Annotated in this window: 13 protein-coding genes; 2 read left to right on the top strand and 11 right to left on the bottom strand. The window is 43.8% G+C overall.

Translation table 11 applies throughout. From position 1 onward, the window contains the following. The first annotated feature begins 63 nt into the window (after window positions 1–63). The gene (locus AC5FX4_RS05230; protein ID WP_493605418.1) at window positions 64–1,032 is read left to right on the top strand and encodes a PstS family phosphate ABC transporter substrate-binding protein; all 969 of its coding nucleotides are present in this window, start codon (window positions 64–66) and stop codon (window positions 1,030–1,032) included. 369 nt (window positions 1,033–1,401) lie between these two features. Here AC5FX4_RS05230 and AC5FX4_RS05235 read toward each other — a convergent pair whose 3' ends face one another. From AC5FX4_RS05235 to sfsA, 8 genes are all read right to left on the bottom strand, one after another. Then, window positions 1,402–1,638 carry a hypothetical protein gene (locus AC5FX4_RS05235; protein WP_493605419.1) on the bottom strand — a complete coding sequence of 79 codons (237 nt, stop codon included), beginning with the start codon at window positions 1,636–1,638 and terminating at the stop codon, window positions 1,402–1,404. Window positions 1,639–1,650: 12 nt separating this feature from the next. Then, window positions 1,651–2,499, bottom strand: a complete 849-nt coding sequence (gene panC, locus AC5FX4_RS05240; RefSeq protein ID WP_493605420.1) for a pantoate--beta-alanine ligase — start codon at window positions 2,497–2,499, stop codon at window positions 1,651–1,653. Next, a complete protein-coding gene (panB, locus tag AC5FX4_RS05245; RefSeq protein WP_493605421.1) occupies window positions 2,499–3,293 on the bottom strand; it encodes a 3-methyl-2-oxobutanoate hydroxymethyltransferase in 795 nt (264 codons plus the stop codon). The genes panC and panB overlap by 1 nt, the downstream gene beginning before the upstream one ends. A 29-nt stretch (window positions 3,294–3,322) precedes the next feature. Continuing rightward, window positions 3,323–3,805, bottom strand: coding sequence for a 2-amino-4-hydroxy-6-hydroxymethyldihydropteridine diphosphokinase (gene folK, locus AC5FX4_RS05250; protein ID WP_493605422.1), 483 nt, complete (start codon window positions 3,803–3,805; stop codon window positions 3,323–3,325). Continuing rightward, window positions 3,798–5,129, bottom strand: a complete 1,332-nt coding sequence (gene pcnB, locus AC5FX4_RS05255; protein WP_493605423.1) for a polynucleotide adenylyltransferase PcnB — start codon at window positions 5,127–5,129, stop codon at window positions 3,798–3,800. The genes folK and pcnB overlap by 8 nt, the downstream gene beginning before the upstream one ends. Window positions 5,130–5,314: 185 nt before the next feature. Further along, a complete protein-coding gene (gene gluQRS, locus AC5FX4_RS05260; protein WP_493605424.1) occupies window positions 5,315–6,220 on the bottom strand; it encodes a tRNA glutamyl-Q(34) synthetase GluQRS in 906 nt (301 codons plus the stop codon). Window positions 6,221–6,232: 12 nt separating this feature from the next. Further along, window positions 6,233–6,676 carry an RNA polymerase-binding protein DksA gene (gene dksA / locus AC5FX4_RS05265; RefSeq protein ID WP_493605425.1) on the bottom strand — a complete coding sequence of 148 codons (444 nt, stop codon included), beginning with the start codon at window positions 6,674–6,676 and terminating at the stop codon, window positions 6,233–6,235. Between the two features lie 175 nt (window positions 6,677–6,851). After that, window positions 6,852–7,559, bottom strand: a complete 708-nt coding sequence (sfsA, locus tag AC5FX4_RS05270; protein WP_493605426.1) for a DNA/RNA nuclease SfsA — start codon at window positions 7,557–7,559, stop codon at window positions 6,852–6,854. Between the two features lie 81 nt (window positions 7,560–7,640). Between sfsA and pepB the strand changes: the two genes are divergently transcribed. After that, window positions 7,641–8,936, top strand: a complete 1,296-nt coding sequence (gene pepB / locus AC5FX4_RS05275) for an aminopeptidase PepB (RefSeq protein WP_493605427.1) — start codon at window positions 7,641–7,643, stop codon at window positions 8,934–8,936. 58 nt (window positions 8,937–8,994) lie between these two features. On the opposite strand, the gene AC5FX4_RS05280 is transcribed toward pepB, so the two are convergent. The 3 genes from AC5FX4_RS05280 to AC5FX4_RS05290 form a co-directional block, all read right to left on the bottom strand. Continuing rightward, a complete protein-coding gene (locus tag AC5FX4_RS05280) occupies window positions 8,995–9,414 on the bottom strand; it encodes a CBS domain-containing protein (protein WP_493605428.1) in 420 nt (139 codons plus the stop codon). 103 nt (window positions 9,415–9,517) lie between these two features. Next, window positions 9,518–10,294 carry a divergent polysaccharide deacetylase family protein gene (locus AC5FX4_RS05285; protein ID WP_493605429.1) on the bottom strand — a complete coding sequence of 259 codons (777 nt, stop codon included), beginning with the start codon at window positions 10,292–10,294 and terminating at the stop codon, window positions 9,518–9,520. Window positions 10,295–10,330: 36 nt separating this feature from the next. Then, window positions 10,331–11,557 (bottom strand): S41 family peptidase, encoded by a 1,227-nt coding sequence (locus AC5FX4_RS05290; RefSeq protein WP_493605430.1) that lies wholly within the window; start codon window positions 11,555–11,557, stop codon window positions 10,331–10,333. Between the last annotated feature and the right edge of the window lie 6 nt (window positions 11,558–11,563).

Below are 11,563 nucleotides of genomic sequence, written 5' to 3' on the forward strand. Positions count from 1 at the left end.
TCATTGAATGGCTGCAAAATAGTCGGCGTCATTTAAATGGGACGAACAATTGGAGTAACCCCAATGAAATTTAAAAGCTTAGTTGCCGCAATGGGTGTGGCTGTAACAACATTAGTTTCAACACAAGTATCAGCGTTGGATAAAACACTACCAGAATACAATAAAACCAGCGGGATCTCAGGTAACTTCTCTTCAGTTGGTTCTGATACGTTAGCAAACATGATGACGTTTTGGGCGGAAGAGTATAAGCGTATTTATCCTAACGTAAATATTCAAATTCAAGCTGCGGGTTCTTCAACTGCGCCACCAGCATTAACGGAAGCAACTGCTAACTTCGGCCCAATGAGCCGCAAGATGAAATCAAAAGAAATCGAAGCATTTGAAAAGCGTTATGGCTACAAGCCAACAGAAGTGCGCGTAGCTATCGACGCACTAGCGGTATTTGTTCATAAAGATAACCCGATTGAAGGTTTACGTATCGACCAAGTTGATGCGATTTTCTCTTCAACGCGTAAATGTGGTGCTTCGGAAGAAGTTACTCGTTGGAGTGATGTTGGTTTAACAGGTGACTGGGCAGTTAAAGACGTACAGCTTTACGGCCGTAACTCAGTATCTGGTACATACGGCTATTTCAAGAAAAAAGCATTGTGTAAAGGCGACTTCCGTAACAACGTCAACGAGCAACCTGGCTCAGCATCGGTTGTACAGTCAATTTCATCATCAGTGAATGCAATTGGTTACTCAGGCATTGGTTATAAAACCTCGGGTGTACGTACGGTGCCATTAGCGAAAAAAGGTAATAACTTCGTTGACGCAACGCTTGAGAACGTAGCACAAGGTAAATATCCATTGTCGCGTTTCTTATACCTTTATGTAAACAAGCATCCAAACAAGCCTTTAGCGCCAATCGAAGCTGAATTCTTGAAGATGGTACTTTCACAAGACGGTCAAAAAATTGTAGAGAAAGACGGTTACGTGCCGCTTTCTGGCAAAATGGCAAGCGCTGAGCTGAAGAAGCTAGGTTTGTTATAAGATTTATATGTAAACAATCTGGACTGTTTACACCGCGCTCTAAGCGGCCCACATGATTATGTGGGCCGTTTTTTATTTTTTGCTAATCCACTTAACTAGGTGGTCAATTTTGAGGCAAGAAAATTTTGTCTACCGTACCGCTACCGCGTCTTGTTATCGCCAAGGTACCTATACCCATGTAGGCAAGGTTAAAATTTCTTGATTTAGTTGCGCTAAATGAGAAAATTTTACCGCAGCTAGCGGCAAGTTTTACCCCGCAAAATGCTCAAGTGTTATTGCGTATTAATGGTATTCGATATCGATATTTGAGCGAAAAAAACCACTCGAGTTTGAGTGGTATTTTTATTAAGTGGAAATTTGCGCTTTACTTTATTCAGGAGTTTGACTGGTTTTTGTCAATAATTCAGCTTCTTGCTTACAACTGTTGAAGTTGTCAGTACACTCACCCAAACACATTTGGTTTGATAAGCTGTCTTTAGGCGCCACTCGTTCGCATTGTGTTTCACATTGATAATTTTGTTGTGCACAAAAATTTAACTCTACGGAGTTATTGTTTTGGCAAGCACTGATAAAAAGCGTGCAGGTAAGCATAACGAGCTTTTTCATGACATTTCCTTGTTAAAGGCTAACTTGCAAATTATCTAACAGTCTAACTGAGCCTAAATATGCGGCAGCCAAAATCACTAATTGCGTATCTTCCAGTGTAGCAGGCTTTAGTGTTGATGCATTTGCAATGCTAAAATAATCAGGCTTCAAACCTTGTTCAGTAAGCTTTTGTTTTGCTTCTTCTTCAATTGCTTTAATATCTTGTTTTTGGGCTTTAAGCGCTGTTTCAGCCTCACTAAGCGTTTTGAAAAGTGCTTTTGCAATGTCTTTTTCTTTGGCACTTAAATAACCGTTTCGAGAACTCATTGCAAGGCCGCTTTCTTCACGCTTAGTGGGCACTCCGACAATTTCAATCGGCATAGACAGGTCGCGTACCATGGTTTTTATCACCTGAAGCTGCTGAAAGTCTTTCTCTCCAAAACAGGCGATATCGGGTTGTACCATATTAAACAGTTTAGTGACAACGGTCGCAACACCTTTAAAATGTCCCGGACGCGAGCCACCACAATAGCCTAACGATACTTCAGGTACATCGACATAGCTTTGTGCTGATAAGCCATTAGGGTACATGGTTTCTACACTCGGTGTAAAAACTAGGTCTGTATCTAAATCAGCTAGCCCTTGTTTGTCTTGTGTTAGTGTTCTTGGATAGCTATCTAAATCTTCGGATGCGCCAAATTGCATTGGGTTAACAAAAATGCTCACCACCACTTTATCGGCGAGGTTTTTAGCTTTTTCGACCAATGAAAAGTGTCCATTATGTAAGTTGCCCATCGTCGGTACAAAGGCGATGGTTAAGCCTTGTTGACGCCAGGCTTTAATTTGGCTTCGTAGTGATTTTATTTCGGTCACAGATTGCATTAGTTAAACTCGTGTTCAGAAGTTGGAAATGCGCCTGATTGTACATCTTGGCAGTACTTTTTAACTGCAGCAGGCATATTGCCTGTTTCAGCTAAAAAGTTTTTAGAAAATTTAGGTATATAGCCCGCTGAAATGCCAACGAGGTCGTGCATAACAAGAATTTGGCCATCCGTATCTTTACCTGCGCCAATACCTATAACTGGGATCGTCAGCGCTTGTGAAATACGTTTGGCTAGCTCAGATGGAATACATTCAACTACAAGTAGTTGGGCCCCAGCGTCTTCAAGCGCTTTGGCATCGGCTATCATACGTTCTGCCTGCTCGTTTTGACGACCTTGTATTTTAAAGCCGCCAAATACGTTGACTGATTGTGGTGTTAATCCCAAGTGACCGCACACCGGGATCCCTTGTTGGGTTAACGTGCGAATGCTATCGAGTAACCACTCTCCGCCTTCAAGCTTGACCATATTAGCGCCCGAACGCATAAGTTGTGCCGCATTCTCACATGCTTGTGCCGGGTTAGAGTATGTCATAAACGGCATATCCGCGATGACAAACAGCTCTTTACTACCAGCTCGCACACAGCGTGTGTGGTAGGCGATGTCATCATTGCTAACCGAAAGTGTATCTTCACCACCTTGCAAAACCATGCCCAAAGAGTCGCCGACTAAAACGATATCGACACCGTTATCATGAAAGAGTTTTGCAAAACTAGCATCATAGGCCGTCAGTGCCGTGATCTTTTTTTGCTGTTTTTTCATTTTTGCTAGTGTTGATACAGTTACCTTAGCCATGTCAGTCCTCTTAATGGAATGTCTTTTTGTTATTGAATGGGAGTTAAACCGTTTAACGGCACTTGTTTACAAATATCTTCAAGTTTTTCACCTGAAGGTAGCTCAAGGTGAGGGGCAATTTCATGCAACGGGTAAACAACAAATTCACGTTGGCACAAACCGTAATGAGGCACGGTTAAGCGATCAGTACTGATTTGTTGTTCGCCAAAAAGTAATATATCTAAATCGAGCGTGCGTGGACCCCAGCGTTCGTCTTTGCGAACTCGACCTTGCTCAAGCTCAATTTTTTGCAGCGCATCTAAGAGCGTTTCTGCGGCCAAGTCAGTTTCAATACAAGCAACCGCGTTAACATAGTCGGGTTGATCTTGAGGGCCCATAGGCTTTGAACCATAAAAACGCGAACAACTGACAAAGCGGCATTGTGACAAGTCTTTTAGCGCATCTATTGCACGTTTAAGTTGTGCCATTGGCTCGTTGAGATTGGCGCCTAAGCCAATATATACCTTATTCATTACCTTGCGGTTTCTTCTTTGGTTTACGACGATAGCGACGACGAGGTTTGCCAGTTTCTTGCGATGACAGTGAGCGCACCATGTCTTTTTGACCATTGATGTCTTGCTGTAAGTAATTGGTCCACCAATCAGCGAGCGACTGTTGCTGTGTTTCTCCGCTTTCGACTCTAAGTAGCAGGAAATCATACGCAGCTTTAAATCTTGGTTGCTGGCTTAAGCGATAAGCGCGTTGACCTCCTCGTTTATCTAAGCGCATTTGAATATGCCAGATATCCCTTGCACCTAGTGTAAAGCGTTTTGGTACTGCAATATGCTGAGCATTCTCACTCAGTACTAAATTCATTGCTTGCGCGAATGCATCATAGTCAGACAGTTGTTCTTGTTGTTGCAATTGCTCACAGCGCTTTAACAAAGGGAACCACAATAGTGCGGCGTAAACGAACGCAGGCGTGACTTTCTTATCTGCATTGATACGTTGATCCGTATTGGCAAACATTTGTGTGATAAAGCGCTGTTCAAAGCCTGTTTCACTTTGCTCTAAAATGGCATCAAGTGCAGGGAACAGTTGTTTAAACAAGCCAAACTCGCGGAGCATATTAAAATTGTCTTCGGCCTTGCCGTTTAAGAATAGCTTCAGCGTTTCTTCAAACAGGCGGGCAGGCGGAATGTTGCTCAGCAGATCTGCGAGCTCTGTGATAGGCGTTTTAGTCGCCGGTGCAATTTGCATATCTAACTTAGTCGCAAAACGTACGGCACGTAGCATACGCACTGGGTCTTCGCGGTAACGCGTTTCTGGGTCGCCAATGAGTTCTATTTTTCGTGCTTTAATGGCTTCAATACCGTTAGCAAAATCATGAATACTGAAATCATTCACTGAGTAGTAGAGTGCATTGATCGAAAAGTCTCGACGTTCGGCGTCTTCCTCAATGGTGCCATACACATTATCGCGCAGCAGCTGACCATGTTCGCTCGATTGGCTAATTGGGTTCTTTTCATCTTGACCTTGATGATGGCCACGCATGGTTGCCACTTCAATGATTTCTCGACCAAACACAATGTGTGCCAAACGAAAGCGACGTCCAATTAAGCGACAATTTCTAAATAGCTTTTTAACTTGCTCTGGTGTCGCGTTAGTTACAACATCAAAGTCCTTTGGCTCTATCCCTAACAAAATATCACGAATACAACCACCAACGAGGTACGCGTCATAGCCACCGTCTTTTAGACGATAGAGTACCTTGATTGCATTTGGGCTAAATTGTTTGCGTGAAATATTATGTTCACTGCGCGGGATCACTTTTGGTTCAGTGCAAGCGACAGACATAGCTTGGGCCTCATTTTGGCCGACTAACTGCCTACAGAACTTAAATAATTTAGAAATAATAACCCGTCTCCCAAAAAACGAAGTAGATATACCATTAAACATGCCGATCGTAGGGTTGACCACGAGGCACGCTATAATATACCAGTGCCGGCAAAAAATTAAGTTACCGTGCTAAATATTGTGCTCTATGGCTGCAAAATAAGCTGCTTTTCAAGCATTTTAGGTACTTTACTCAGTGCAAACTCACCGATTGCCCATTCTATGATTTCAGCAATCGCTGCGCCAGAAAGTGCTTTTGGGGGCGTTAAACCCAAAAACTGCAAAGCTTCAAGTGTTGCAGGCTCTGGGTTCTTTTTATCAATTGCAGGGGCGTAGTTTTGCTTTGATAGTTTAAATCCAGGCTTTGATACGACCAAAGGAACATGTGCATACTTTGGTGCGCTATAACCCAGCTGCTGAAACAAACCGAGTTGTCGAGCGGTGGGTTCAACTAAATCAGCTCCTCGTACAACGTGGTTGATTCCTTGCTCGATATCATCCAATACCACAACTAGCTGATAAGCAAACAGCCTATCTCGGCGTTTGATCACGTAATCTTCGCGAGCAATGTTCTGTGGAATGTGTACTCGGCCCTGAATGAGATCATCGAATTCGTAAACCGGATAGTTTTGCTGCAAACGTAAAGCATTGTTTGCGTCAGGTAGGTTTAGGGCTCGGCAATAGTTATCATAAAATCCACCTCGCGCTTTTATTTCTTTGCGAGTACATGCGCAAGCATAGACCAGTTCTTGCTGCTTAAGTTGCGTTAGTGCCTGTTGATACAACGAGTGACGCTGGCTTTGGTAAACAACCGTCTCGTCCCAATGGAGACCATACGCTTCTAAGGTAGATAAAATGTCACTATCGGCACCTTGGACGACTCTGGGGGTATCAATATCTTCGATACGCACCAACCATTTGCCTTGATTTGCTTTGGCATCGAGATAGCTCGCTAACGCGGCAACGAGTGAGCCAAAATGTAAGGGACCCGAAGGCGAGGGAGCAAATCGGCCTCGATAGCTCCCTGTATTTGATACTGCTGGGGTGAGCATAGTTGGCTGAGGTTAGCCTCGGCCGTTTTGCTTTTCTTTGATTTCAGCCAGTGTTTTACAATCAACACATAGGTCGGCTGTCGGACGCGCCTCTAAGCGACGGATACCAATTTCGATACCGCACGATTCGCAGTAACCAAAATCATCGTCTTCAATCAGTTGCAGTGTCTTTTCAATCTTTTTGATCAGCTTACGTTCACGGTCACGCGTGCGTAGTTCTAAAGAAAACTCTTCTTCTTGAGCTGCGCGGTCAACAGGATCAGGAAAGTTTGCTGCTTCGTCTTGCATGTGCGTTTTTGTACGGTCTACTTCGTTACGTAGATCTTTACGCCATGCTTCTAAAATTGCTTTGAAATGCGCACGTTGTGCGTCATTCATGTATTCTTCGCCCGGTTTTTCCTGGTACGGATCTAAACCGGCTTGAGCCAATAACCCCAGTTTCTTTTGGTCTGGCATAGAATTCTCCTAAATCCTTAAAACAATACCCCAGCTTGCGCCGGCGGCTATAAATAGCAGAATCTCACCCCCTAGGCAAACATTTTTTCATTTTTAAGTATGATGTTCGCTTAGCTATCTCAGTCTTAGAGGCTAAGTTCTAATTCTCTGCGATATATGGGTAGATTTATTTATTTCAACTCATAATAACAGGAAGTTGTTGACTTATTATGATCTGTTTTTCACAAATTGCTGTTTTATAAGCGAGAATTTCAACACCTTCAGCTGCAGCCTGAGCGAATAATTCTGCATACTTGGCATCGATATGGGCTGCGGGGCGAACGTTGTGGATACCTTCATGCATGACTATAAATAGCAATACAGCTCGGATCCCTTGTTGTTTTAATGCTATCAGCTCACGCAGGTGCTTTTGTCCTCTCACTGTTTGTGCGTCGGGGAAGTAGCCTTTGCTCCCTTCTAACAAAGTGACTGACTTCACTTCAATGTAACATGTTGGGCTGCCTTCTTTAGAGAGTAAAATATCGATACGGCTGTTTTCGTGTCCATATTTCACTTCCCGTTGTATTTGCGTGTATCCGGTTAATTCACCAAGCAGACCTTGTTCAATTGCTTCATAGGCGACTTGGTTGGCATGCGCGGTGTTTACACAAATCAGCTCGCCATCGGTATTCTGGGTAAGCTCTAAAGAGTGTGGGTATTTTCGTTTAGGATTGTCACTGGTTGAGTAGTAAGCACCAAAACCTTGCTCGGCACAGCCCGTCATTTTACCCGTGTTGGCACAGTGAACGGTGAACTCTCCTTGCTGATCACACTGTAAATCCACTAAAAAGCGTTTATAGCGTTTAATGAGCGTGGCTTTTTTGAGTGGGCTTGAAAATTTCATCAATTAATCGCATTAGGTTGGGTCAAAGTACGCGCTAGTGTACACTCTAAGTCATTCATAAGCGCAAGAGTAATCATAACTATGTCAGACAAATTTACTGTCCGTTTAAGCGAACAAGCCGCTGCACCACATTGGGGAGCTAATGCAGCGTTATCTTTTGATAACCAAGGAGCAACGATCCACTTAAATGAAGTGGAAACGTTGAAGAATATTCAAAAAGCCGCAAGAACATTGGCTCAGCAAGGTATTACTCAGGTTGAACTGCAAGGTGATGATTGGTGCACCGAATCGCAATGGGCCTTTTATCAAGGTTTTGTCAGCCCTAAGCAATTAACTGGAGTCGCATTTGTTGAAAACGCTAAGTCAGATTTAAATGAGTTGGCGGCTTTGCAAACGTCTGCGACGTGGGCAAGACAAATGATCAATGGCACAGCAGAAGATATTTATCCCGAAAGTTTGGCGGGTAAAGCTGCTGAGTTTATTCAGTCTCTTGCACCTGAACATGTAAGCTATCAAATCATTAAAGGTAAAGCGCTACTCGAACAGCAATGGATTGGTATTCATGAAGTAGGTCGCGGTAGTGAGCGTCCTCCGGTATTACTAGAATTAGATTACAACCCAACGGGTGACGCACAAGCACCAGTGAGTGCGGCTTTGGTCGGCAAGGGGATCACCTTTGACTCGGGCGGTTATTCAATCAAGCCAAGCGAGGGTATGCTGGGCATGAAATGTGATATGGGCGGCGCTGCAACCGTCACGGCGGGTCTAGCGTTGGCTATTCAACGAGGTATCAATAAACGCATCAAACTGTTTTTGTGCTGTGCGGAGAATTTGATCTCAGGGCATGCATATAAACTGGGTGATATCCTGACCTATAAAAATGGCACCACCGTAGAGATTGTGAATACCGATGCTGAAGGTCGTTTGGTACTGGCAGACGGTTTGATGGCGGCTGGTGAAAGCGGTGCTGAGTTAATCATTGATGCAGCTACGTTAACCGGTGCTGCGCTTGTTGCGGTAGGCCAAGAGTACAATGCATTATTTGGTTTAGATAAAGAGCTAGTCAGTGATGTTCAGCAGTATGCTGAGCAAGAGTTTGAAGCGGCTTGGCCACTCCCACTTGAAAAGTGGCACCAGAATAACTGCCCTTCAGCGTATGCGGATACAGCCAATAGCCGAGCGCAAAAAGGCGGTGGTTTTGGTGGCGCCTCCAATGCAGCTGGATTTTTGTCTCGCTTTGTGCCAAATGAAGGTAAGGGCTGGGTGCATATTGATTTAGCAGCGTCGTTTCGAGATGGTGCAAGTGCCCAGTGGTCAGCTGGTGCAACTACATTAGGCATGCGTACCGTCGCTAGAACGCTGGCAGAAAAAGCCTAATCACCACATTAACGAAGCTGAAGTAACAATGCCGATGTGGGCATTGTTACTTGCCATGCTATGAAAGTAATGCTGCTGCTAAGCGCACAAAATCTGACGACGTCAGAATACCCAATAGCTTATTTTGTTCGTCAACTACAGGCATGCAACCATGTCGATTAGTCACAAAAAACTCCGCCACTTCTGCTAGGTTTTGCGTGGGTTGAATGCTGGCAAAGTCGGTTGCCATAACGTCTTCAACGAGCGTGTATTTTTCTTTTCTCTCTAGCGCATTGGCACCGTAAGTGGCCATAATCCCCATCACTTTCGAGATCATAATTTTTTGCGTCAACATCCCTTGCAATATACCTTGCTCATCAATCACTGGGATATGCCGTATATTCTTTTCTCGCATAAGATCATGGGCGTCTTTTAATGAGGCTTTGCTGCCAACGGCAAATGGATCAGCAGTCATCAGATCGGCGACCGTATGTAACATAATGACTTCCTTTATTGGTAATACACAATAAAGTTATAACGTACATTGGCAAACTGTGCATGGGGTGAGATCAAAGAATGAACAAACAGTCTCGCTTTATTATTTATTCGCTTGCAGGAATAGGTGATACGGCACTTGTGTGGGCGTGTTTGGCGAGTTGAATGTATTTAGATTCGACAAGCCGCGATACAGGAACAAGCTCATATCCTTGTGCTGCTAACTCTGGTAATGCATTTTGTAAAAAGGTAATAGTTTCAGGGTAAGGGTGGGCTATGGCTATCGCAAACTCTTCATTATCTGCTTTTGCTTTTAGTGCTTCAAACTGTTCGTTGAGCGCTTGCTCTGTTGGAATATTGTCTAAAAAAATGTGTCGGCCAATATTTTCAACCCCATATAAATTTGCGACATTTTGCGCTTGAGTATACTCGGTTGTTCGGCTATCCAAAAAAAACAAACCGCGCTTTTTAAGTATCTCCATGGTCCATTTCATCGGTTCAACATATTGCGTTAAGGCTGAACCCATATGGTTATTTACTCCTTTAACTTGAGGTAATGTCGCCAATGCGTGCCCAAGCGTGCTTTGTAATTGCCACTTGTTCATATCAAGCGTCAACCCTCCTGGCCCCAAAGCTTTGTCTTGTAAAGATTGCATGGGAACATGAAGTAACAGCTCTTTATCTGCTCGACTCGCTAAATAAGCGAACTGTTGGGAATAGGGGGTATGAGGCAAAATAGAAAACGACAGCTGTCCGGGTAATTCCAGCAACTGTAAGTCTCGTTTGTGATTGCCAATGTCGTCAACAACAATGGCTATTTGCTTAGCTGCACACGGCAACGCGAGTAGCCAAAGCGCTAAAATTCCCCGATAAATACCCTGCACTTTTCCATTCTTATTATTGTGTTTTAATTATAAATATTATTGGTTTTTAAGTAACTTTTTAGCATTGAGCAAATGAGAGTCCAACTTCGCTAATAGCTCATTTTTGCTCGTTTGTTCATCAGTCATTATAACTTGTTTACTCATTTGTGAAAGTACTTGCTTCGATAGTACGATATCGGGCTCAATACCGGTCCCTTCAATAGAGCGTCCTTGTGGCGTGTAGTAACGAGCTGTCGTTAATTTCAGAGCCGTCGTGCCATTCCCAATCGGGATAAGTGATTGTACCGAGCCTTTGCCAAAGGAGTTTGAGCCTACCACTAAAGCCCGTTGGTTGTCTTGTAGCGCGCCGGCCAAAATTTCAGAGGCAGAAGCTGAATTCTCATTGATCATGACCACCAGGGGCGCACCGTTGAGAATGTCGCCATGTTGAGCATTAAATTGTTGATTAGCATCATAAAATCGACCTTTGGTTGAGACGATGACGCCTGAGTTGAGAAATAGATCAGAAATTGCCACGGCCGCTGTTAATGTGCCGCCGGGATTGTCTCTTAGATCGATAATAAGACCTGACAATTGTTCGCCGTTTTTAGATGTCAGCTTGTTTATATGTCGAGCTACATCGTGAAAACTATTATTATTGAAACTGTTTAACGAGATATAACCATTCCCGTGAGTAAGCAGTTGGCTTGTGACGCTTTCTAAGTTAATTTCTTGACGGCGCAGTGCCAATGTGAGCTTGCTTTTTGCACGCTCGACAGTCACTTGAATGGTAGACAGTTGCGCTTCTTGAAGCAGTTTGGATACATGTTCAATGTTTTTGTGCGTGACGTCTTCAGCGTTGATAGCAACTAACTTATCACCTCCTTCAATGCCAGCTAGTTCAGCAGGAGAACCCGGTAGCGTGTTGACGATGACGATGCGGTTTTCACGTTCTTCGACCTCAATGCCAATACCAGTGTAGCGTCCATTCGCCGCACTAAAAATAGCCTCCAGTTCTGTTTCCGATAAATACTTTGAGTAAGGGTCCAGTTGCTTTAATAGCGTATCGAAGTTTTCGAAATGGATATGGCTTAGAGGCAAGTCTTCAACGTAATACGCATGGATATGAAAAATGATTTCGTTAACTTGCTCTTGGGTAAACTGCTGTTTTGCATTCGAGGAAACGGAAATAAAAGCCAAGCCCAGCAAAACACACAGTAACGATATGCGCCATACGTTGACTAGCTGCAGAAGTGCTCGTTTTATGAGGTGAATGAATGTCATGTGCTG

This window comes from Pseudoalteromonas sp. ATL1, assembly GCF_058933015.1.